General features: G+C 70.6%; 16 protein-coding genes. 5 read left to right on the top strand and 11 right to left on the bottom strand.

All coding sequences use genetic code 11. The annotated features are described in order from the left end of the window. Positions 1-11 precede the first annotated feature (11 nt). Positions 12-392 (top strand): nuclear transport factor 2 family protein, encoded by a 381-nt coding sequence (locus AC0NH5_RS30255; protein WP_474410182.1) that lies wholly within the window; start codon positions 12-14, stop codon positions 390-392. Between the two features lie 345 nt (positions 393-737). Here AC0NH5_RS30255 and AC0NH5_RS30250 read toward each other — a convergent pair whose 3' ends face one another. Then, the gene (locus AC0NH5_RS30250; protein ID WP_474410181.1) at positions 738-1,520 is read right to left on the bottom strand and encodes a TFIIB-type zinc ribbon-containing protein; all 783 of its coding nucleotides are present in this window, start codon (positions 1,518-1,520) and stop codon (positions 738-740) included. A 288-nt stretch (positions 1,521-1,808) separates the two neighbouring features. Here AC0NH5_RS30250 and AC0NH5_RS30245 point away from each other — a divergent pair, with 288 nt between their 5' ends. Beyond that, entirely contained in the window at positions 1,809-1,976 is a 168-nt protein-coding gene (locus AC0NH5_RS30245; protein ID WP_474410179.1) for a hypothetical protein, read from the top strand. A 340-nt stretch (positions 1,977-2,316) separates the two neighbouring features. Here AC0NH5_RS30245 and AC0NH5_RS30240 read toward each other — a convergent pair whose 3' ends face one another. After that, the gene (locus AC0NH5_RS30240; RefSeq protein WP_474410177.1) at positions 2,317-2,868 is read right to left on the bottom strand and encodes a DUF4352 domain-containing protein; all 552 of its coding nucleotides are present in this window, start codon (positions 2,866-2,868) and stop codon (positions 2,317-2,319) included. Positions 2,869-3,458: 590 nt separating this feature from the next. On the opposite strand from AC0NH5_RS30240, the gene AC0NH5_RS30235 reads away from it, so the two are divergent. Further along, on the top strand, positions 3,459-3,896 hold the full coding sequence (locus AC0NH5_RS30235; protein WP_474410176.1) for a hypothetical protein: 438 nt from the start codon (positions 3,459-3,461) through the stop codon (positions 3,894-3,896). 76 nt (positions 3,897-3,972) lie between these two features. Here AC0NH5_RS30235 and AC0NH5_RS30230 read toward each other — a convergent pair whose 3' ends face one another. The 3 genes from AC0NH5_RS30230 to AC0NH5_RS30220 all read right to left on the bottom strand — a co-directional run bounded on the left by AC0NH5_RS30230 (position 3,973) and on the right by AC0NH5_RS30220 (position 6,183). Continuing rightward, positions 3,973-4,611, bottom strand: a complete 639-nt coding sequence (locus AC0NH5_RS30230; protein WP_474410174.1) for a LysE family translocator — start codon at positions 4,609-4,611, stop codon at positions 3,973-3,975. Between the two features lie 417 nt (positions 4,612-5,028). Further along, a complete protein-coding gene (locus AC0NH5_RS30225) occupies positions 5,029-5,562 on the bottom strand; it encodes a hypothetical protein (protein WP_474410172.1) in 534 nt (177 codons plus the stop codon). 15 nt (positions 5,563-5,577) lie between these two features. Beyond that, positions 5,578-6,183 carry a TetR family transcriptional regulator gene (locus AC0NH5_RS30220; protein WP_474410170.1) on the bottom strand — a complete coding sequence of 202 codons (606 nt, stop codon included), beginning with the start codon at positions 6,181-6,183 and terminating at the stop codon, positions 5,578-5,580. A gap of 37 nt (positions 6,184-6,220) precedes the next feature. On the opposite strand from AC0NH5_RS30220, the gene AC0NH5_RS30215 reads away from it, so the two are divergent. Then, complete coding sequence (locus AC0NH5_RS30215) at positions 6,221-6,595, top strand: nuclear transport factor 2 family protein (RefSeq protein ID WP_474410169.1); 375 nt, start codon at positions 6,221-6,223, stop codon at positions 6,593-6,595. A 222-nt stretch (positions 6,596-6,817) separates the two neighbouring features. Here the strand turns inward: AC0NH5_RS30215 and AC0NH5_RS30210 are convergent, their stop codons facing one another. The 4 genes from AC0NH5_RS30210 to AC0NH5_RS30195 form a co-directional block, all read right to left on the bottom strand. Further along, positions 6,818-7,066, bottom strand: coding sequence for a hypothetical protein (locus tag AC0NH5_RS30210; protein ID WP_474410168.1), 249 nt, complete (start codon positions 7,064-7,066; stop codon positions 6,818-6,820). A 131-nt stretch (positions 7,067-7,197) separates the two neighbouring features. After that, the gene (locus AC0NH5_RS30205) at positions 7,198-13,230 is read right to left on the bottom strand and encodes an RHS repeat-associated core domain-containing protein (protein WP_474410167.1); all 6,033 of its coding nucleotides are present in this window, start codon (positions 13,228-13,230) and stop codon (positions 7,198-7,200) included. Between the two features lie 34 nt (positions 13,231-13,264). Beyond that, positions 13,265-14,572, bottom strand: a complete 1,308-nt coding sequence (locus AC0NH5_RS30200; protein ID WP_474410165.1) for a hypothetical protein — start codon at positions 14,570-14,572, stop codon at positions 13,265-13,267. Continuing rightward, a complete protein-coding gene (locus AC0NH5_RS30195; RefSeq protein ID WP_474410164.1) occupies positions 14,569-15,945 on the bottom strand; it encodes a hypothetical protein in 1,377 nt (458 codons plus the stop codon). The genes AC0NH5_RS30200 and AC0NH5_RS30195 overlap by 4 nt, the downstream gene beginning before the upstream one ends. Positions 15,946-16,230: 285 nt before the next feature. On the opposite strand from AC0NH5_RS30195, the gene AC0NH5_RS30190 reads away from it, so the two are divergent. Then, positions 16,231-20,472, top strand: coding sequence for a WD40 repeat domain-containing protein (locus AC0NH5_RS30190; protein WP_474410162.1), 4,242 nt, complete (start codon positions 16,231-16,233; stop codon positions 20,470-20,472). Positions 20,473-20,476: 4 nt separating this feature from the next. On the opposite strand, the gene AC0NH5_RS30185 is transcribed toward AC0NH5_RS30190, so the two are convergent. Then, the gene (locus tag AC0NH5_RS30185) at positions 20,477-22,105 is read right to left on the bottom strand and encodes a serine/threonine-protein kinase (RefSeq protein ID WP_474410160.1); all 1,629 of its coding nucleotides are present in this window, start codon (positions 22,103-22,105) and stop codon (positions 20,477-20,479) included. Between the two features lie 80 nt (positions 22,106-22,185). Beyond that, a partial coding sequence (locus AC0NH5_RS30180; protein ID WP_474410157.1) for an Lrp/AsnC family transcriptional regulator occupies positions 22,186-22,729 on the bottom strand: 544 nt, incomplete at its 5' end.

Here is a 22,729-nt window from a genome sequence, read left to right as displayed (position 1 = left end):
AGACTGCGTCCATGAAGACCATCATTAAGCAAGCGCTGGCCGGGCTGCTCGAGACGGGCGACGTCGACGCCCTCGCCATGTTCCTCAGCGACGACTTCCGCCACCACCGTCCGGACTCGACCACCTCGAAGACGCAATGGCTCACTGCCGTCCGCCACTCGCTGGCCCCGATCGCCGGCATGCAGATCGAGATCCTGCATCTGCTGGCCGACGGCGATCACGTGATCATGCATTCCCGGCGCCGGCTGCCCGACGCAGGCCCAGAAATCGTGGTCATCGACATCTGGCGAATCACCGACGGGCTGATCGCCGAGGCCTGGGAGATCATCGAGCCGGTCGCCCAGGCCGCCGCCAACCTGGCGTGGTGGGACCCTGCCAAGGCCCGGCCCTGACACACTCCACCGAGGCCGGATCGCCGGCTCAGCCGGCGGCGTCCGGCCAAGGATCGTCGAGATGGCCGCTGGCAATCGCGCGCCGGGATTCCCCGTCGTTGCGGTACCGCAGCGAATCACGGACAGGGGCAGACCCTGCCCGGTCACCCCGGAACGCGCCCGTACCGGCCGGACGAAGCGACGGGCACCCGGACCAGCGGCGATCCAATCCGCTAGCGGCACCTCCACATCACCGAACGGATGCGCGATCACCACCAGTACGTCATCAACCCTGTCCAGCTCACCGCCGTCGCCCATCGATCAATGCTACGGAGGCAGAAGCGGATGGTGGGTGGTCCTTGCTGATCAAGCGAGTGCGAAGTTCCAACGTGCAGGCAGATCGCTATCACACAGGGCGCAGGTGAAGTCGCCGTCGCGGACGATGTTGCGCTCGCCGCAGGCCGGACACTGTCGGAAGAGCAGCTTGGTGGTGAAGTCGTCAGGGTGCTCCACCCCGAGGCGGTCGAGCGCTCTGCTGACTGCCGTCCAGCAGTCCGGATCGGGGCAATAGCCGGTCGATTGGTTGGTCACCTCGAGCACGCACGGAACGCCGGCTTCGCGGGTGAACATCATTTCGCCTGCAGCAAGCACGTCCTGGCCCGTAGCCAGGACGACGTGTTCGCTGCGGCGTGGGGCGACTCTGAGCGAGCCGTCGAGCGTAACGACGAAGGTGAAGGGCTCGTTCAGCTCGGCTCGGTCGCGCCCGGCAAGCCAGCGGTCGAGAACAGCGACAGAGCCGAGAGTGACCGCCTCCACCGACGGCAGTTGGCCGTGAAATTCCGCCGGACCGACATAGCGGTATCGGCTCGGTTGCGTCATCGCGCGACGGTAGCCAGCAGCACCTGGGTTCGTCGAGCCAGTTTGTACGCCCTGATCGTCGGTGAGCTCGACCGCGCGGATCGCGCGGCACGAGAGTAACTTCGGCCCGTGACGGACGACATCACGCTGCGACTCGACCGGGCAACCGCAGAGGACCTCTACGCAACGTTGTATGAGCTCGGCGAGCATATTGCGGCTGGCTCCCCGATCGCCTTGCCGACCACTGACGAGGTCGAGCGGCTCGGAAGCTTCTTGCAGGATCTCGGTCATCGCTTGGGCCGCTCCTGCTCGCCGAGCTGCGACCACCCGGCCTGATCCAACATCATGCGGATCGTGGCAGTGGAGGACATCGGCCGTGATCGTCCTTGCTTGCCAGGTGACGGCGACGAGTCAGCCGGCCACGGCCCATCCAAGACTGTTGCACTCCGGGCAGTAGAAGAACGACCTGGATCCGCTTCCGCCCTGCCACGGCAAGACCTTCCCTTGCGAGAGGGTTATCCGGCCGCGTCCGCGGCATAGGTTGCATGTGGTCGCGGCCAGTGGCTTCGGCGGCCTCAGGTGAGCGAGTTCTGGATATTGCTCAGCGGCTCGGGCAAGCGCGAAGTCGCGCTCGGCTGGATCGGCCAGCCGAGCCGGCCTGCCGTCTTCGTGGTCTATGACCACCTCGCCGGCCGGGATCAGGTACATAACTGGTCCCCAGAGGTTGTAAACAGGCAGGCGCCCTGAGTCCGCGTAGCTGCTACGCCAGTCAGATGCTTGGGCTGCTTCATCGATCAATCGTCCGATCAGTCCAGCGTCCGTCATGTGCACCTCCTCGGCGCAGCATACGAAGCAGTGGCCAGCGCATTCCCGGGCTGCGTCCACCGACCTGCGTTTCGCGAACCTCCGTTCTTCTTGATCGGCGAGCATGCCACGGCGAGATCGTCCGGCCGGCCGGCTCATTCGTGGACGCCCTCATCTCGGCACGACAAGACGCCAGTCCTCAGCCCTCAACCGTCGGCTGTGACGACGGTGCCGGCCGAGCGCGGACAGCGGCATGTGAGTAACTCAGCATAGGCTTGGCATATTAGGGGCTGATTGACCATTGCGCGGTGGGATGTATTTCGCCGAGGCGAAGGCAGAGGATCAGCGAGGCTGGTCGGGCCTGGGTCGGTATATCAAAGGTGAGAGCGATTTCTGACTCGGTGCCTGGATCGACCGCTGACGGCACGAACCAGCCATTGAGGTTGCTCACGTCGGGCGGGTAATACCGCTTGCCGTCGTCCATTTCCAACCATGCACAGCCCTCCGACAATGATCCGTCTAACGGCTGGGTTCCGGTGTTCTGGATTCGGAGGACGTATGTTGCCACGCCGGTACCGTTCACCCGGTCGGCTTGGAGCCATGCGCTGAATCCCGGGTCGCCAGTCATGGTCACGGCTTCACCAAGAGGAACCGGGGCGAGCCAGGGGTTATGCGTACGGAAGTATTCGTCAATGGCCGCGTGATTCAACTTGGTCGCAGTGTATGCGCTGCCGGAGAGTTCGCGGTCGTCGTCTGCGTCGATCCGTCTCTGGTCGGCGAGTTGGGGCGTCGCCACGATCAGGATGCCGAGGAGTGTTGCGATGCCCGCGAGCACGGTCGAGACGCGGGCCCACGGATATCTTGATGTCATGAGCCGTGGGATCGGCAGGGTGGGCTCGGAGTTGAGGAGATCAAGGCAGGATCAGCCGTCTGTACCTGCGAGGCCTACGGAAGATCACCTCGCCGATGACGAGCTTGGGTCGCGGATGACCCTCCTGCTCTACCGCGGCGTCGCTGGGGGACAAGGTCGGCGCGTCATCAACGGTGACTACAGTGCGTGCCGGCCAGCGCGCTGCGCGCGGGCTACGACGGGGGACGCAGCGCGCGTTCTCTGCGGCAGAAGAGGATGCGGTCGCTGCTGCGTGTGAATGTATTGAGCATTCGCCCTCGGGACGGCTGGCCGAGAGGGCCGTGCCAGGGTCGGGCGTCGCGTCGGTCCGCGTCCACCCAGCGGCCGTCGTACCGGAACCGGGCGGACACCACAGCCGTCCAAGCCGCATGCGACGCATGCTCACTATCGCCGTCATCGCGGTGCTTCTCGCCGCTGGATGTGCTCGACCGCTGCCACGGGACCCGCAGGCCGTGCCGACCCAGGCCGGGGCCATCCCGGCCGCACATTCAGCTACCGAGACGAGGGAAGCCGAGGTGTACGAGCAGGTCCTGCGGCGTTACCTCAACACGCCGTCGGAGAACTCGTTCCCAGGGAAGACCTTTAAGACCGTGTACGTACTCGACAGCGTTCGATCTGACGCCGGCGACCCCATCGGCGACACACGCGCCGGTAGGCCCATCCCATCGGACGTCAAGGTCCGCATCACTGCCTCGCTCACCCAAACCGCCGCCGTCACGTTCATCTCCGACAAGGGCAGCGTGCTGGACACCAGCAGCGGCTGTGCCACGGTACGAGGCGGGGGAATCCTGATTACCCTCGGCACCATCGACGGCCATGACGACCAGGTGACCGTGGGCATTAATGGCTATGTGGCCTGTCTCGGTGCCACTTGGCTCACCTACCTCGTGCATAACCAACCCGGAACCGGATGGAATGTCACCGGCACGACCGGCCCGATGGCCATCGCATAGGGCCAACAAGAGGCTCCTAAAACACCCGAACCAGGCGCCCGAGGCAAGCGGGCACGCCCCAACGCGGCAGATGAGTTCAGTCCTTGCGTCCGGTGACGGCCACCGTGACGCCCAGACCGACCAAGGTGACCCCGCCGATCCCGCCGACCAGAGAAAGTCTTCTTGGTGAGCGGGCGAACCAGTTCCGTGCAGTGGCTGCAGCCAGGCCCCAGATGCTGTCGGAGACGACAGCGATGGCGTTGAAGACCAGACCGAGCACCAACATTTGCACTGCGACATGGCCTTGGCTGCGGTCGACGAACTGCGGCAGCACAGCCATGAAGAACACGATGGTCTTGGGGTTCGAAACGCCAACGGTGAACCCCTCCCAGAAGGTACGCAGGCCACCGCTGGCCGGCCGTGAGGCGGCAACGGAAGCCTGTAGCGCATCACGCTCCCGCCACGCCTTGACGCCGAGGTAGATCAGGTAAGCAGCGCCCGCCCACTTGAGCACGGTGAATACGACGACCGAACGTTCGACGACGGACGCGATCCCCAAGGCCACGGCCACGACGAGCAGGTACGCGCCGAGCGTGTTCCCTACCACCGTGGTCAGCGCAGCGCGGCGCCCGTGCGCCAGCGCCCTCCCGATCACGAACAACACGCTGGGTCCAGGTATCAATATCAGCAGGAACGACATAGCCGCGAAAGCGAGCAAGTGATCGATGGGCACCATGAGAATCAGAAAAGCATGGGAAGGGCCTGGACCTCCAGCGGACTGCTGTGCCGGGGTCAATACTTCGCCACATTCGAACGAACTCTCATCGGCATGTAAGTAGGTTCCTTGCTCATCCTGGGCAGCGCTCGACGTGGCCGCAGTGCTGTGAGTGCTCGACGTAGGTTCTCGCTCAGGTGCATACCCGATACTGCGGTCCGGGCCGAGTCGGCACTTGATTCTGCGCTGCCGTGAGTGAGCGGCGAGCGGAGCCGGCCGCTGACTCACCCCGACGAGGGCGCCGCTGGGTAATGCGTGCCGCGTTCCTCGCGCAACAGTATGCAGGTCGTGACGTATACGAGGTCCGCCACTACATCTTCCACATGAAGCCCGGGTCACTGACTCCCTGAGCTGCTACCGGCGTGAGGCGCAGGCGGTTCACAAGCCTTCGCGTCCCGAGACGACGGCAGCCGCCTCACGGATCGCGCTGTCGTACTGACTCCTGCGGAAGGTGAAGGGGCCGAAGCTTCCGTAGTCGCGTTTCGGCCGGAAAGGCTGCTTGAAACCGCGCCACGTGATGAGGTCCTTCTCGACGAGCACCTGAGACTCGAAGGGCCAGCATCCCACTTCGCCGCAGTCACAGCCCAGCAGCGCGATCACCCCTCTGTCCGTTCGGTAGGCGGACTCCGGCTCCCCCATGAGGTAGGCAGTCAGATCGCCCGTGTTGAAGTGGTCGAGCACAAGCCCGCCATACGTGCCGGGAACATCGAAGCCAGATGCGTGCTCATAGCCGGCGACCAGTTCGACCAGGCTGACGTCGTCGACGAACGGATGCAGCTCGCGCGCCGGGTCGGCGCCGTCGCCCCATGGGCGAACGTCGAACCGGACCCGGCGGGTGGTTGGCAGCGGAGGCACGAGCAAGTCTGCACGCCGCAGGACGTCCGAGGCCAGCGGTTGGTACTGCAACGGCACTTTCGCCCACCTTGCTCAAGCCGGTTCGGTCGGGGTCCGGCCGAGCAGACGCAGGATGCTGTCTCGCAGTGAGGCGGCCGCGGCGTCGGTGGTCATGCGGCCGGCTGCGACCTCGGCGCCGGCCGCGTGGCCGAGGGCGACCGTCGCCGAGACCAGCCAGGCCGCGCTGAGGGTGTCGTCGATCTCGCCGGCACTCTGGCCGTGCCGGATCAGCGGCTCCAGGCGTGCGATGACCGCTTCGTGTTGCCGTTCGGAGTCGGCCGGGCTTGGCGCGGCGGCCGATGGGTGCCGCGCCAGCGGGTAACGGTTGGACAGCTGCCATACGAGATCCAGCCAGGACAGGAGCGCGTCGGTGACGGTGTCGCTGTCGGCGACGGCAGCGTCCAGGGCGGCGACGGCTTCGGCGGTGATCCGGTCGATGACAGCGGCGACCAGCAGTGGGCGGGACGGGTAGTGCGCATACACGGTCTGCCGGGAGACGCCCGCTGCCGCGGCGACCTCTTCGATCGCCGCTTCCGGATACCGACCGAGCACCCGCACCGCAGCGTCCAGCACCACGGTGGCGCTTCGCTCGGCATCCGATCGGCGGCGCCGGCGCCGCTGCCTATCTACATTTGACACGTTGTCCAATCTACTGAGTGCGAATATCCTTGACAGCATGTCGAAGATAAAGCGCTTGATCGATATTCTGGTGCGCTATCCGCAGGAGGCCGGGCTCACCGACGAGGAGCCGGCGGCCGTTCTGGACCGCTACCACACACCGGACTTCGAGCTGATCAACGACGGCGTGCTGCTGGACCGGAAGCGGCTGATCGACCACATCACCCCGACCCGCAAGCGGGTCACCGCCGTCCGTGTCGAGGTGGAGCAGGCGCTGGTCGACGGTGACCAGGTCGCTGCCCGCACCCGGCTCGTCGCCCAGATGCGCAACGGGCAGACGATCACCACGGAGATCTACATGTTCGGCGAGATGACGGCCGACGGCCGGTTGCGCCGTGCGGTACAGGTCACGCGAGCGCTCCCGGCCGGTTAACGGCACTTGGCAGAGTGGATAGCCGCGGCGTTGGTAGTGGCTGAGGCGGGCCTGGTGTTGGCGTCGTCGTCGCCAGCGTGACCACCACCAGATGTGTCCAAGGGCTGGCGTCGCACTATGAAGGCATCGGTGGGATGCTTGCCGTCGTCCTCCCGGACAGCGAGGCCTGGTTCCTTCATAACCGCCCATGAGGTTGACGGTGACCCGCCGGCGGCGATCGGCCTAGTCCTCGCTGGAGTACTGCTCCAGCAGCTCCCGCTTCAGCAGCTCGATGCGCACGGTCAGGGCGCCCAGCAGCTCCTCGTCGTTGAGATCGCGGGTGGTGCGGAACGCCCAGCTCGGGTCACCGTCCTCGTCGAGGCACTTGACCAGCACGATCGCGGCCAGCGGGGTCCAGGCGTCAGGCAGCGGGTGCGCCTCCAGGCCGGGGAGCACCTCCGCCATCGGCTTACGGCCGTCCTCGTGGTCCATCGGTTCGTTCCTTCCGCCGCAGGGAGACTTCGGCGGCGATTCTTCCAGGTGCCCCGCCACTGCTCGTACTTCGCCGGAGCGCGGCGACGAGAGGACGTCATCCGACGTCCCCTCGTCGCCGGTCCGGGTGGTCAGGCCCGCCGATATGCCGGCCGTCGCGCCCTCCATCCCTGACGCAGAGGCGTCTTCTTCATCTTGCGGCGTTTGGAGGGGTTGGCGTAGACGACGATTTTCTTCTTGTAGGGCGACATGTGCCTCCCCCGCCGGTTCATGGACTTCCCGGCCCACCTGCCGATGGTGCTCCGCGACCGGTACAGCTTCTGCGCCGGCGTCCTGTTCATCCTCTGGTAGATGGACTTCGCCGTCCGCCCGATCCACCTGACCGCCTTCGGGACCCCCCGCACGACGGCCCGGGCGCCCCGGGCGACGGCCCGGCAGAAGCGCAGGCACGCCAGCACGATCGGGATCCAGATCCATCGGCCGTCCAGGTCCAGCCTGTTCACCGGGTCGCCACCGACGTAGTCGTAGTCGTTGGCGGAACCGCCCTCCACCGGGTCCACCGTCAGGAAGCGGCCGGTGGCCGGCGAGTACACCCGCACACCCATCAGCACCGTGTCGTCGAGGGCGTCGCTGGAGCGCTGTTTCGTGCCGAGCCAGCCGTACCGGTTCGCCGCCTGGCCGGCGGCGGGCCGGCCGTACTCGTCGTAGTCGAAGAGCTCGGGCGCGGTGAGCGCGACGTCCGTCGTGGCCGCGACGCTGCCGGACAGCCCGGCCAGCTGCAGCGTCACCTCGCCGCCACCGGCGATGGCAGCGAGGTCGCCGTCGGGTCCGGAGATCATGCGGGTGGTGACCGCACCGGGCTCGGCGATCCACGTCGGTTCGTCGCCGTCGGCGCCGTAGTGGTTGACGCTGGTGCCGGTCGTCTGCCAGGCGTCGTTGATCCGCTTGTCCGTGACGGTGGCGCGCAACCGCATCGCCGGGTCCAGCGTCCACCGCTTGCGGTCGTCGCCGAGCGTCTGCGCCGCCACCATGTCGTTGACGTGGTAGTCCAGCTTCAACCCGCTCGCCGTGGTCAGCGTCCGGCCGAGCGCGTCATAGGTGTAGCCCGCGTCGACGAGCCGGTCCGCTGAGTCAACCGTGTGGGTGACCGTCTGCGCCGTACCCTCACCGGTGCAGTTGCCCCACGTGCGTTTGGCTGTCCGGTTGGTGCGGTCGTCATAGGTATAGGCGCGGGTGGTGCAGGCCCCGCTCGGGTCGTTCTGCCGGGCCCGCAGCAGTCGCCCGGCCCCGTCGTAGGCGTACGCCTTGAACCCACCGGTGTACGTGTGCGACGTCCACTGCGACCGTGAGTTCTCCACGACCGTCTCGGCGTACACCGCCGCCCCGTCCGGCCGGGTGTAGCTGCGCCCCACCGGGTTGAACGACGCGTCGAGGGTGTCGCGCCGTTTCAGCCCGCCCGGATAGGTCTGCTCCACCAGCTGCCCGTCCGGGCTGTACCGGGCTGTGAACGTGCCCGCCCCCGAGTCGTACAGCGAGGTGAGCAGATCTCGCGGTTCGATACTGCGGTCGTACGCGAAGGTCCGCTCCCCCGAAGGGTCGGTGACCTTGACGATCCGCCCGTGCCGGTCGTGCTGGGTGCGGGTCACCGCCCCGTCCGCGTCGACGTAGGTCAGCGGCCGCCCGAGGGTGTCCTGCTCCTCGAGGATCACCGCGTCCGCCGTGCGGGTGCGCAGCTCCTCCCCGGTGTTCGCGTCGTATTCGGTGGTGACCGTCGGCACCGCCTTGGTCCCGTCGTCACCGCTGACGGCCACCGACCGGACCCGCCCGTCCGCCTCGTACGTCGTGGTGGTGCGGCGGGTCTTGCCGTCCGCGCTGTCGGTGACGACCGACTCCCCACCGAACCGGTGGTAGGCCTCGATCCGCTTCACCGGCAGCGCGCCGCTCATCCGGCCCGGGTCGTGCCCGGTCACCGCGCCCACCGCCCGGCGGGTGCACAGCTTGCCCGCCCACTGCGGCTTGGTGCCGCACGCCGCGTCGGCCTCGTTCGCGCCGGCCGTGTAATAGACGTTGCGTTTGGTTCGCACGTCGTCGCCGGACGCCCCCACACCCCAGGTGGCCGTCAGCCGTCCCGCCTCGTCGAACGTGCTGTAGGTGGTCAGCGCCAGCCCGTCCGCGTCGTCCACGTTCTTCGTGGCCTTGCGCAGCTTCCAGCCCGACGTGCCGCCCTTCTCCGCGTCGTAGCCGGTGCGGTCCACCGTCACGTCCGCGTCCGGCCGGCCCGGGGTGATCTGCGCGCCCTGCCGCGACGTCGTCAGCAGGTGATATGTCGCCCCGTCCGGCTTGCCCTCGTCGTAGGTGTTGACCGTGTGCGCCCGCGCCACCACCTGCGTGCCCGCAGCCAGCGTCGGCCGCGCCCCGCTCGGATCCCGCAGTTCCTCGGCGAGGGCCATCACCGTGACCGGCCCCAGCGTCTCCACGACGTCCACCCCGTCGGCGCTGTATTTGGTGATCGTCGACAGCAGCCGGGCCCGTTCGCCGGTGTCGGCCGGCAGGTTCAGCTCCCCGGCACCGGCCAGCTCACCCAGGGCCACCATCCGGTTCGTGGACTCCAAAGCCCGCACCACGTTGCCGAACCGGTCGTGTTCGGTGGTGTCGATGTGCCCGCCCGGCGTCGCCTCGTTGACCTGCAGACCGGAGGCGTTCAGGTAGTGCACCGTGGCGAACGTGTACCCGTCCGCCGGCGAGTCCTGGCTGCCGAACACCGCCGTGGCATCCGTCGGCAGGTCGGCCTGCGCCCACCGGGCGACCGACGCCCGGTCCATGTCGTGCGGCCCGCCGGCCGCCCGGGTCAGCGGCACGTCGTAGACGACGCTGGTGGTCGTCTCCCCGTCCACCTGGTCCCGTGAGCCCGGGGCCAGCGCCGGCCGGCGCACCCGCAGCAGACGGCCCTGGTTCGGGTCCGCCGCGGAGCCGCCGCCGTAGTCGAACCGGAACGGTTGCAGGCCCGGCGGCGTCAGGCCTGTCAGCCGCCCGTCCGCGTCGTACTCGTACGTCGTCTTCAGCGCCGGGCTGACCCGCGGGTCCCAGGCCTCCAGCAGCCGCCCCTGGGTGTCGTAGCGGTACCGGGCGACCTCGGTCGCGACCATCGCCGACCCGTCGAAGTTCCACAACTTCACCGCACGGACCCGGTCGACGAAGTCGCCCGACCCGGTTGCGGTGGCGTAGTCGTACTCCAGGACGTCGCAGCCGACCGCCGGGGTGGCCGCGGCACAGTCCCCGACACCGGGCGCGGCCGGGTTGATCACCCGTTTGATCAGCGCACGGCCGTTGCCGACGGTGTAGACCGTCCGGGACGTGGAGTCGGCGTCCGGCGTCCACGTCGCGCTGATCGCCAGCACGTCACCCTGCCGGGTGAACTCGGCGACCGTCCCGTCGGTCTCGGTCAGCCGGTACGCGTCGTCGGTCACCCGGGCCAGCGCCAGCCCCTCCTGACCCGGCTCCGGCGTGAACGTGCCGTCGGCGTGCTTGGAGAACGTGATCCAGCCGCCGTCGAGCAGGCTGACCTTGGCGAGGTTCTTCTCCGGGAACGCCAGCGTCGTCCAATCGACCTCCGACTCACCGTCGGCGCTGCCGCCACGCCACTGCGGGCCGAACGGCGCCACGATCTCGGTCACCGACAGGTCGTCGAAGAACACCTGCTTGCCCGAGCCCGTCGCGAACCCGTTGTACAGCCGCACGAACGCCTCGGTCGCGTCCGCCGGCACGCTCACGTCGACCGACAGCTCCTGCCAGCCGTCGACGTAGGCCGCCCGCGCGCTGGGCACCGCCTGATAGCCGCCGCCCGGCGTCTTGAACCACGGCACCAGCCGCAACCCGTGCGTCCCCGGCGGATTGAGACCGGTGGCGGCCGGCACGAAGATCCAACCCGTGATGCGGTACGACCTACCGGCGGCCATCCCCAGCCGCATCCCGCCGGTGTCCCCGCCGACATCGGCGTAGGTGTCCGTCGAGCCACCGCTGGACGACGGCGTGACCAGGATCGAGTCGGTGCTGTCGTGCCCGCGGGCCGTGCTGCGCGCGATCGACGCCGACCGGCCGGTGAACCCGGTCAGATCCGTGCCGACCTGACGCTGGTTGACGCTGAGCCGCTCCCCCTGCGGCACCCACCCGTCGCGCGGCTCCCGCGACGACGCCGTCCGCGTCACCGTCAGCCCCGCGTCGTCGGTGTCCGTCTCGGTCACCGTGTGGTCGCCGGTCAGCAGGTTCACCGACCCCGGCCCGACCTCGGTGTCCGCCGCGCCGTCACCGTTCGGGTCCACCGTGACCCGCACCCACGCCGTGTCATAGGTGTTCCCGCTGTCGGTGAACATCCGGGCCCGTACCTCGACCACCCCGCCGACGGCACCGAGCGTGTCCCGCGCGTTCCACACCGCGTACCCGCCCAGCCCGGCCACCGGCTGCGGCGCCGTCACCGGCCCGTCCGCCGCCGTGCGCAGGTTGACCAGCGGGATGTCGCCCTCCGGCGCTCCCGGCCCGCGCCGGTACTGGAACGTGGCCTTGGTGTAACCCGGCTGCCCGGTCACCGCGATCCGCATCCGCTTGACCGCGACCGCCCCGGGCACCGGCTCGATCAGCCCGGCCCGCCCCACGTTGAACTTGTAGGTGTGCGGCGCCGACAGGTTCCCGGCCTGGTCCTTGGCCCGCACCGTCAGCGTCCGCGACCCCTCCTGGGTGGGCGTGATGCTGACCGTGGCCGCGCCGGTGGCCGCCAGCGTCGTCGACGTGGTGTCGGTGTCCAGCGAGTACACGAACGCCGCCAGATCAGAGGTTCCCGACGCCGGGGTGAAGGTGAACAGCCCCGGCTGCCCCACGCCGCCGCGCCACTGGTCGTCCGCCGGATACTGCGGCGACGACACGAACGGCACCCCCGGCGCACCGCCGTCCGCGGTGAACTCGCACCACGGGCCCCACGGCCCCTCCCCGGCGTCGCTGACACCGCGCGCCCGCCACGCGTACGCGGTCCCTTCCGCCAACCGGCCCGCCGGCACCGTCGCCGCGAACATCGACCCGGACGCACCCGGCTCGGTGGTGAGCTCACCGGGCGCGCTGCCGTCGGTCTTCTGCCAGGCGAAGCGGGCCCGCACCGGCGCACCGGCGGTGCCGGTCACCGTGGTCCGCAGCGTCGGGGTCAGCGACGCGACCGACGGCCGCGACGTGCCGGTCAGGCAGGCCGTGGTGGGCACCGTCGACGGCGCCGACACCGACGGCACCGTGCCGTAGGTGACGCTCAACGTCGGGTTGTTGTCGAACTTGCGGTGATAGGTGGCGTCGTTCTCGAACGCCGCCGGGGTGCGCACGCCGAACGACACCGACGTCCAGCTCTGGCCGACCGCGAACCGCACCGCGCTGGTCACGTCCACCGGCACCGGCCCGGCCGCGCAGGCCGCGGGAACCGTGGCGACCAGCGGGTTGAACCCGCCGTAGGTGTTGTTCCACACCACGTTCGCCGGGTTCTCCTGGTACGCCCACGTCCACGACGAGGTCATCCAGTTCGTCCGGTACACCTCGAACGGCCGGGTGTCACACGCCGCCGCCGAGGTCTGCCGCAGGTTCCAGGTGGCGCCGACGATCTGCTGACCGGCCAGCCCGCTCAGGCTGAGGTTGAAGAACGAGCGGCGCCGGTTCGTGCCGCTGTTCGGGCTGCCGATCTCAGCGTCCTGGGTGCCGTTGTAGGCCGACGTGTTCGGCGTCGCCGAGTCGACCATGCTCCACGAGTGCCGGGCCTGGTCGGCGGCGGCGCGCGACCGCGCCGACCCCGCGGTCGCCGGCCGCACGCTCTGCTCGCGGGTGAAGGTGCCTTCCGGGTTCGCGAACACCCGCACCGACGCGGTGGTCTGCGAGACGACGCCGACGCGGCCGCCGCAGAGCCGGGCCGCGACCATCGCCGACACCGGGTCCGGCCGGTCGGCCGGGCACCGCGGCGCGGCCGCCGGAGCTGGAGCGGGTGCCGCGGCTGCCGGCCGGGCGGTGACTCCTTGCAGGCCTTCGCCAGCAAGCAGGACGATCAACAGAAAAGACAGCCGGCGTACGAACGAGCTGTACCGCTCGTGGTCGTACGACCAGATTCGGGTCTCGGAAGAAGGCGTGTCGGGACTCTCGGACATGGCGGGACCTCCGGAGCAACGGGGCAGGACGGGCCTACGCGTACAGGCGGATCCACTCGATCTCCAGCACCGCCGGGCGCAGCCCGTCGCCGCCGGTGAGGTTGTCCAGTTGGGCGGTGAGCGCGCCGGTGGCCATCGCCTGCACGTCCAGGCGGCCACCGGGCCCGCCGCCCCCGGTGACGCGGAACCACTCCGCGCCGTCGACGAAGCCGGCCAGCCCGTCGGCGGTCCACTCGAACGCGTAGTGGTGCCACTCGGTCACGTCGACCGAGCAGCGCTCGCGGTACACGACATCACCAGTAGGGCTGCTCGGATACCGCAGCAGCGCGCCCAGACAGGTCGCCTCCGGGTTGGCGTACTCGACAAAGCCGTACCCGCCGTCGGCCGCCGGGTCCACCGCGTGCCGCACCCGATAGGCGGCACCGGACTCGCCGGCGTTGCGGGAGCGGGAGCGGATCTCCCAGCGGCCGTACCGCTTGTCGGTGCGGTGCCGGATCCAGCCGGTGTCACCGTTCTCCTCACCGGAGAGCGTCAGCACGCCACCGGAAACCGAGGCGTTCTTGGCGCAGCGGCGGCCGTTGCCGCCCGGCCCGGCCGAGCAACCGGGGGTGCCGCCCTCGGTCCCGGTGGGCAACAGCCACCGCTGCGTGTCCACGGACCCGGACACGTCGAACTCGTCCGAGCCGGCCAGCGGGGCGCCCCAGTTGAAGCGCTGGGCCGCGGTGGTGGGCTGCTCCGCCGGTGGGGGTGTCGTGGTGGGCGGCGTGCTCGGCGACGTCACCGCCCCGGTGTGGTAGTCGCAGGCAGTGACCAGCATCGTCGCGCCGGTCGCGGTGAACTCGGCGTCGCCCAGCACATTGCCGCGGACCGCCCCGGCCGGTGCGGTGAACTCCTCGGCGACCCGGATCCACCCCGCCCCGCCGGGCAGGGTGGTCCAGGCGCCGTTGACGTGCCCCAGGTAACCGCTGTTGTCGCCCTCCGGGGTGGAGTACCAGTCCACCTCCGGGCGGGCACGGCCGGCCTGGGTCGTCTGGACGTCGAACGCCACCGTCCAGCGTTCGCCCGCCCGCACCGGCTGCTGCGGCAGGTAGAAGGAGGGATTGAGGACAGTCATGGACTTCTGCGCGAACGCGAACCGCGCGGCGGAGTGGTCGGTGATCGCCTGCCGCACCGGCGCCGGGCCACGGATCGCGCCCCACTCGGTGAGCGCCTTGTTCAGCACCGGGTTGTTGCAGGTCGACACGTTCGTACCCGTGGTGACGTTGTTCGCCGCCGCGGCCAGCCCCAGCGCGGGCAGCGCCGCCAGCACGCCGATCGCGGCGCTCCAGCCCCGCCGGCTCACTGCGAGACCCCTGGGATCGCATAGACCCGGGCGAAGTCGAACTCGAACACCGCGGGCTGCAGGTCGGCGCCGAAGAAGTTGTCCAGCTGAATGGTCTGGTGCATCCGGCCCGGCGCGCACTGCACGCAGTCCCGGCTGACGCTGAACCACTCGGCGCCGTCGATGTAGCCCTTGAGGTGCGCCGGCGTCCACTCGAAGCCGAAGTTGTGCCACTTCGTCAGGTCGACGCCGCACTTGCTGGCCTGCTCCTGCCGGCGCGGCTCGTGGTTCGGGTAATGCAGGACAGCCTTGGCGCAGTCCTCACCCGGCGCGGTGTTCTCCAGGTAGTCGTACTCGGCGCCCTCCGGCCACGGGTGCTCCCTCGGCCAGGTGATCAACACCGGGTGGTACTGCCGGCTGCTGTTGGCGGTGCTCGTCGCCTGCGACCGGGCACGGACCTCCCACCGGCCGTACTTCTGCCTCAGCTTGCTGCCCAGCCAACCGCTGTCGCCGTTGGCCTCGCCGGTCATCCGGGCGAACCCGCCCAGCACCCGGGTGTTCTTGTCGCAGCGCCGCCCGTTGCCGTTGTGGCCCTCGCCGCAGCCGCCGACCCCACCGCCGGCCAGACTCCACTTCGTCTGGTCCGGCACGGCGGGGGCAGCGGCGCTGCCGTAGTCGAACTCGTCGGAGGCCGGCAGCGGCGCGCCCCACCCGTGCCGCCCGGCCGCCGTGTCCCCCTCAGCCGGCGGCTCGGTGGTCGGCGGGGTGGTCGTGGGCGGCGGCGTCGTCGGCTCCCCAGGCGCACCGGTGGGGCGGTAATCGCAGGCAGTCGCCGCCCAGGTCATCCCGGCCGGCGCGGTGAGCTGCGCCGTCACGTTGGCGCGCGCCGCGGTCGCCGGCGCGGTGAAGTCCCCGGCCACCCGGGTCCACCGCTCGGCGGCGCTGACCGGCACCGGCACCGGCACGCCCTCGGTGTGCACCAGATAGGCGCCGGCCGACGTGTACCAGTCGACCTGCATGGTGACCGTCGCCGCGGTGGCCGCACCGGACACCCAGGTGTCCATCCCGAACGTCCACCGCTCCCCCGGCGTGACGCTCTTCTGCGGCAGGTACATCTCCGGGTTCACGCCGTTGGTCCCCGGCTGCGAATATCCGTGATCGGCCACCACGTGCCCGGTGACCGGGATCCGCGACCCGGTCACACCGGTGCCGTGCCGGCCCCAGCCGGTCAGATCCCGCTCGAGCACCGCGTTGCCGCAGACGTTGACGACTGTTCCGGTCCGGTCGTCGGCTGCCTGCCGGACCGCGGCCGTGGCGGTGATGCCCCCGGCCGTCACACCGATGCCGACCGCCGCGATCACGGCGACCCCCGTACGCCACCTCGGTTTTTTCACGACTTTCCCTCCAGGGATTGCGAGCCGCGACGAGTCTCCCGAGAGGCGCCACACATCGGTCTACACGTTCTTGTGTAGGCCGATCTGTGGCCGGCGAAGGGCCGCAACGCGCCTCGCCGTGCCCGACAGGCGTGTCCGGTCAGCCGCCCGAGCGGCTCCGTGCCGCCCACCCCACGCACACCGGGGGTAGCGGCTCCTGCTGAGCCGCTACCCCCGGTCGCCTGACCGCATCGGACGCACTCCGGGTCCGCAGCGGGTGCGCCGCCCGCCACTACTGTCCCCGAGATGCCGAGCGGTCGGACGCACGACGACTCACCGATCATCGGGCGGATGCGCGCGGCGGTGAGCGCCTCGGTCGCGTCCGGAGCCGATCACCTGCGCACGGCTTCCGCGCCCGTGCTCATGGGCACGCTGGCAGCGGCCGCCCTCGCCCCGGTGATGGCCGTGCTGGGCGGGGCGGGTCCGCTCACGGTCGCCGGGGCCGGCGTCGCCGGAAGCATCGGCGCGAACGTCACCACCGACCTGCTGACCCGGGTCATCGGACGGCTCCGCCGCGACCAGACGCCGGACACCACGCCGGAGGAGTTGCAGCAGCACGTCGCCGACCGGGTGGCGGCGGCGTTCCGTGGCGGCGATCCCACCGACCACGATCTACGCACCGACGTCGCCGCCCTGTTCGAGGCCGCCGACGTGGCCGGCACCGCGCTGCGGGCCGCGGTCGAGTGCGGCGACGATGACCTGGCGGCGGCGCTGGCGGGCGCTTTCGTGGAGACGACCGTCCTGTTCGGGGAGTTCGCGTACGCCCTCGCCGGACTACGGCTGACCATGGAGTCGCTGCGGGCCGAGGTTCGCCACGCGGCGGCACGGCACAGCGTCGACCGGGAACGTGCGCGCCGCACCGAGGCGGACGTCGGCCGGGTCCTGGACCGGTTGCGGGATCTCCAGTCCCGGCCGGCGTCCCCGGCACCGCCGGCAGCGGCGGCCGCGAAGTGGAGCGGATGCCCATACCTTGGCCTCGCGGCCTTCCAGGAGGACGACGCGGCCGTCTTCCACGGGCGGCGGGACATGACCCGGCGGCTCGTCCAACGGCTCGCCGAACACCTGGAACTGCCGGGCGTCACGCTGTTGCTGGGCGCTTCCGGCGCGGGCAAGTCGTCGCTGCTGCGCGCCGGCCTGCTGGCGGCGATCGCCGACGACGCCCTCGCGCCGGGCAGCCACGCGTGGCCGTGCCGCATCCTCACGCCGTCGGCGGACCCGGTAGGACAACTGGCCACGCACCTCGCGGACCTGCTCGGCATCCCGGCGACCGCGGTGCGACGGTCGCTGACGGAGGAACCGGGGAACGCGCACCTACTGGTCCGTCAAATGCTGACCGGTGCCCGCACCGGGACACCGGCCCGGCTCGTCCTGGTCGTCGACCAGTTCGAGGAGCTGTTCACCCTGAGCCCCGCGTCCGAGCAGGAGCCGCGGGACACGTTCGTGGCGGCCCTCGAGGCCATGGCGACCCGGCCCGTGCTGCCCGGCGGCAGTCCCGGCGCGCTGGTCGTCCTCGGGCTGCGCGGCGACTTCGTGGACCGGGTGACACGGTATCCGGCGCTGCGCGCGGCGATCGAGAGCGGCGCGTTCACGGTCGAGCCGATGACCGAGTCGGAGCTGACGGAGGCAGTGACCGGGCCGGCCTGGACGGCCGGGATCGACGTCGCGCCGGAATTCACCGACACCGTGCTCGCCGACCTGCGGAACCGGTCGGTGCCGGGCGGGTACGACAACGGGACGCTGCCGCTGCTGTCCCAGGTCATGTTCGAGGTGTGGCAGGCCCGGCCGGAGCCCGAGATCAGCCTGGCCGTCTATCGGGAGGTCGGCGGGGCCGCCGACATCGTCCAGATCAGCGCGGATCGGGTGTACGGCCGGCTACCGGCCGTGCGACAGGAGGCGGCGCGGGACATCTTCGTGCACCTGAGCGCGTCGGCGGACGGCCGGCTGAACCGCCGGTCGAGCACCCGCCAAGCGGTACGGGAAGCGGCCGGCGACCCCGTCACGGCCGACGCCGTGGTGGAGGCGTTCGCGGCGGAACGCCTCATCACGCTCACCGGCGAACACGTCGAGATCGCCCACGAGGAGTTGCTGCGCAGCTGGAACCGGCTGCGCGGCTGGCTGGTGCCGGACGCCGGCGACCGGGCGCTGCACCAGGCTCTCCTCGAGGACGTCCAGGCGTGGCGCCAACATGATCGGGACTCGTCCTACCTGTACGGCGGAGGCCGTCTCGTGGCTGTCGACGCCGCCGTACGGCGCTGGGGCTCCCGTCCCGCGCACGGGCTCGACGTCGGCCCCGACAGCCTGGAGTTCCTGGCGGCCGGCCGCAAGCGCAGCCGGCGCCGCCGGCGGGTCCGGCAGGTGACCGCCGCGGGGATGGCGGTGCTGTGTGTGGTCGCCGGCGGCGGCGCGGTGATCGCGAGCCGGGCAGCCTCCGAAGCGAACCGGCAACGCGCGGTGGCGCTGGCCCGCCAGCTGGCCACCCAGAGCCGGACCGACACCACGATCTCCCGGATCGACGCGGCGCGGCTCGCCGCGCTGGCGTTGCGCCTGGCGCCGGACGACCAGGCCGGCCACGAGGCGGCCGGCGCGAATCTCGGCGACTACCGCGGTGTTCTGCCGCTGCCGTCCACGGCGACGTCGCTGGCGTTCAGCCCGGACGGCCGGACGCTGATCGCGGCGGTGGGCGGCACCACCGTCCAGCGCTGGGACCTCGCCTCCGGAAGGCTGCTCGGCGCCACCCCCATCGCAAAGCCGGCGGACGTCATACCGGAGACTCAGATCAGCGACGACGGCCGGACCCTGATGCGGGAGCCGACCACGAGCGTGCACGACCTGCCGCTGGCGGTATGGCGGCTGGACGGCTCGGGAGGATCCGACGTCGTCACGCTGCCCCCTGCCGTCACGGTCATCGGCCGTCACGTGCTCAGCGGGGATGGCAACTGGCTCCTCACCGCCGACGCCGAGGACCGACCCCGTCTCTGGGACTTACGACAACACCCGGTCACCGAGGTGACAGTGCGCCTGCCGGAGCGGGTCGCCGGGATCACGGTGAGCGCGGACGGCCGGCAGATCGCCGTCACGACGGGCGATGAGAACCAGGTAACGGTGATCGACCGCGAGCAACCGGACCAGGTCGTGCGACAGCGTGGCTTCCCGGTGGGGTTCACCCGGGACGGACGATGGCTCGTCGTCGCCGACGGTGCTCGTGTGCAACTCCGGGAGTTGCGATCGAACAGAACGGTGACCACGAATCTGGTGCTGCCGAGCCATGTCGGCATGCTGATGACGGTGAGCCCTGACGGCCGTCGCATCGCCACCGGGGACGTGGGTGCCGTCGCCACGCACGACCTGGACACGGGCCGGTCCCTTTCGATGAATCCGGCCCCCGACACCAGTGAGATGCCGTCCGCGCTCGTCTTCAGCCCGGACGGCCGCACGCTCGTCGCCGCGTACACCGACAGTCTGATCCGGGTATGGGACACCGGGACGGGACGGCTCACCGACTCCGGCGTACCGCTCCCGGCGAACCACATGCTGTCCAGCCCCGACCTGCGCGCCTACGTCACGAAGAAGGACGGGAAGATGGTGCGCGCCTACGACACGACGACCCGGCGGCCGCTCGGACCCTTCCTGCGCGATCCGTCCGCGATGCGTGACAACACCTTCGAGTTCAGCCCGGACAACACCCTCATCGCCAAAGGGTCCGACGCCACCCGGATCTTCGACCTCCGCAGCGGTACGACCCGCGCACTCGAACCGTGGCCGGACGGCCAGGACTTCCTGGCTTTCCGCCCGCACAGCAGACAGGCGGCCCTCTTTTTCCACGAGGAGGAGCGCATCAAACTGTGGGACTTCGACCGGCAGGAATACCTCGGCACCACGCTGACGCCACCCGCGGGCGCCTGGGCCAGCAGCTTCAACGGCTCCGGCCGGCTGATCGCGGTCGCCGACGACACCAATTACGGGCCCGGAGACGTGCACGTCTACGACGTCACCACCGGCCGTCCGGCCGGTCCCACCCTCACCGCGGGCGGCGAGATCACCGACCTCGTCTTCAGCCCCGACGACCGCCTGATAGCCGCCGGCGATCACGACGGGCGGGTACGCCTGTGGGAGCGGCAGTCCGGCGACATGATCACCGAGTTCCGCGACCAGGACGGCGGAATCGGCACCCTCGCCTTCAGCGCCGACAGCCGGCGGCTGGCCACCGCGGGCGACGACAACCGCGTCTGGCTGTGGGACACCCGCGACGGGTCCAGGGTCGGCGCACCGATCAGCGTGGGCGGTGATGTGCTGGGAATGCGGTTCAGCGCGGACGGCGGCTCCCTCACCACTCTGAGTCGCTCCACCGCCAGGCCGCCGGTGCTGCGCACCTGGGATCTGGTTCGCTACCGGGAGCCGCTGGCGAGTCTCTGCGCCCAGGTGGGCGACCTGACCGACGCGGACCGCGAGCGCCTCGCCGTCGGCACAGATCTGCCGCGCGCCTGCTGAGACGTCACTCCTCGCCGTCGCCCCCCTCGTCCTCGTCCTCGTCCTCGTCCTCGCCCTCGGACCCCGGGGGCTTCGGCTTGCTCTTCTTCTCGTTCTTCTTCTGGCTCTTCGCGGGCGTGCCGGAAGCCGGCTCGGCCGGCCCGGCCCCGGAGGCGGCAGATCCGGCCTTGGAAGCGGAGCGTGTGGTCGCGGCCGCCGCGACCGACAGCGTCACCTGGCAGGTCGTGCCGTTGAGCTGGAACTGGTCCGGCAGGGCGTGCACGCCCTGATAGGTGCCGCGGATCGTGGCGGCCTGCCGGCTCCCGGGCGCCAGGTCGGCGATCCGGGCGGTGACCGTCCGGCCGCTCTGTCGCCAGCCGGGGGTCGCGCTGCTCAGCTGCTGCTTGCCCGGCAGCGTGAAGGTCAGCGGTGCGGCCGGGATCGGCACGGCGCCGGTGTTGGCGATGCTGACCTTGGTGGTGAACCGGCCGCCGGAGGCCGCCACCACATAGCCGATCGTGCACCGCGGCGCGGGTGCGGTCGTCGCGGGGGCGGCCGGGACCTCGGCCTGCGCCGGCTGACCGGCAAGACCGCCGGCCTGCGGGCTTCCAGGTTTGTCGGGCAGCGTCGCGGCCAGGACACCACCGGCCAGCAGCAGGGCCGTGGCGCCGGTCGCCACGGCGAGCCGCCGGTGGCGCCGCAGGACGGTGGTGAGGCGGCCGGTGATCGCCTGGGTGCTCGCCGCCAGGGCTGCCGCCGGCCGCCGGACCGGCGCGGTCGCGGGTTCCGCGGCCCCGCGCCGTCCGGTACTGCCGGCGGTGCCGGGGAGCGCGAGGACGGCCGGGCTGACCCCCACCGCCGCGCCCAGCACGGTCGCCACCGCGGCGGCGCTCGGACGGCGGGCCGGATCCTTGTCGAGGCACTGGCGGCACAGGGTGGCCACGTCGCCGGGCAGACCCGCGACGCGCGGCAGGGCGGTCGGCTCCTGGTACCGGTGCGCGCGGAGCATCTGGGTGGCGGTGGACGCCTGCCACGGCATCCGGCCGGCCAGCGCGCGGTAGAGGATCAGGCCGAGCGCGTACACATCGGTCGCCGGGCGGACCACGCCGTGCTCCAGGCGTTCCGGCGCCAGGTAGGCCGGGGTGCCGAGCAACTCGCCCGCGGCCCGGTCGTCGTCGCCGGACACCGCCGAGATGCCGAAGTCGACCAGTTTCACCCGGGCGCCGGACACCACCACGTTGCCCGGTTTCACGTCCCGGTGCACCACACCCCGGTCGTGGGCCGCGGCCAGCGCCGCGGCGACCTGGGCGCTGATCAGGACGGCCAGCCGCCACGAGACCGCGCCGCCTGCGAGCAGCTCCGACAGCGAGCGGCCCTCGACGACCTCCATCACCACGTACGGCAGTGGGCCGGGCGCCTCGCCGAAGTCGTACACCTCGACGATGTTCGGATGCCGCAGCCGGGCGACGGCCCGCGCCTCGTCCCGGATGCGGGCCAGCAGGGCCGGGTCACGCGCGAGGTCCAGGGAGAGGACCTTGACGGCCACGTCCCGGCCGAGCACCTCGTCGTGCGCACGCCACACCACGGACATGCCGCCCACGCCGAGCCGGTCGCGCAGGCGGAAACGGCCGTCCAGCAGGTCTCCGGTATTCATCACCGTCACCGATGCCCGGTCACCGCGCAGCGGAAACAGAACTCGGACCGGCCTTTGGGTGATCTTCGGCGGCGCACCGTTCAGCGCACCGCACCCATCTGTTTGACGTGCCGCAGGACCGGGGCCGACTCGATCCGCTCGACGCCGTGCAGCGAGCCCAGCTTCTCGGTCACGTAGCGGTAGAACGACGGCATGTCCGGGCAGACCGCGGTGGCCTGCACGTTGGTGGGCCCGGTGGTGGCCGCAGCGAAGACGATCTCCTCGTGGGTGGCGAGGGCGGCGCCGACCGCGGCCAGCCGGGCGGGCGCGACCGAGAGCCAGAGCAGGACCGCGGCGCGGAAGCCGAACAGCTCGCTCTCGATCTCGACGTCGGTGTAGAGCGAACCGGCACTGAACAGCTCGTGCAGGCGGCGGCGGACGGTGGACTCCGGCCAGCCGGTGGCGGTGGCCAGGTCGGTATAGCTGAGCCGGCCGTCCCGGGAGAGCGCCTCGACCAGCGGCGCGTCGGCATCGCTCAGGTGGGCGGCACGATGGTGGGCGGCGTTGGGTTGGGCGGCGCTGTGTTGGGCGGCGCTGTGTTGGGCGGCGCTGTGTTGGGCGGCGCTGTGTTGGGCGGCGCTGTGT

It is taken from the genome of Actinoplanes sp. 13 (assembly GCF_056134165.1).
The sequence above is the reverse complement of the archived record's forward strand: the minus strand, read 5'-3'. Positions and strand labels throughout refer to the sequence as shown.

Excerpts from the sequence above, each read along its gene's own strand:
- AC0NH5_RS30210 (WP_474410168.1), bottom strand. The coding sequence starts at position 7,066 with ATGGACCACGAGGACGGCCGTAAGCCGATGGCGGAGGTGCTCCCCGGC.
- AC0NH5_RS30215 (WP_474410169.1), top strand. The coding sequence starts at position 6,221 with ATGTCGAAGATAAAGCGCTTGATCGATATTCTGGTGCGCTATCCGCAG.
- AC0NH5_RS30250 (WP_474410181.1), bottom strand. The coding sequence starts at position 1,520 with ATGACCGAGATCCTGCAAGAAGCTTCCGAGCCGCTCGACCTCGTCAGT.
- AC0NH5_RS30205 (WP_474410167.1), bottom strand. The coding sequence starts at position 13,230 with ATGTCCGAGAGTCCCGACACGCCTTCTTCCGAGACCCGAATCTGGTCG.
- AC0NH5_RS30255 (WP_474410182.1), top strand. The coding sequence starts at position 12 with ATGAAGACCATCATTAAGCAAGCGCTGGCCGGGCTGCTCGAGACGGGC.
- AC0NH5_RS30230 (WP_474410174.1), bottom strand. The coding sequence starts at position 4,611 with ATGGTGCCCATCGATCACTTGCTCGCTTTCGCGGCTATGTCGTTCCTG.
- AC0NH5_RS30190 (WP_474410162.1), top strand. The coding sequence starts at position 16,231 with ATGCCGAGCGGTCGGACGCACGACGACTCACCGATCATCGGGCGGATG.
- AC0NH5_RS30185 (WP_474410160.1), bottom strand. The coding sequence starts at position 22,105 with ATGAATACCGGAGACCTGCTGGACGGCCGTTTCCGCCTGCGCGACCGG.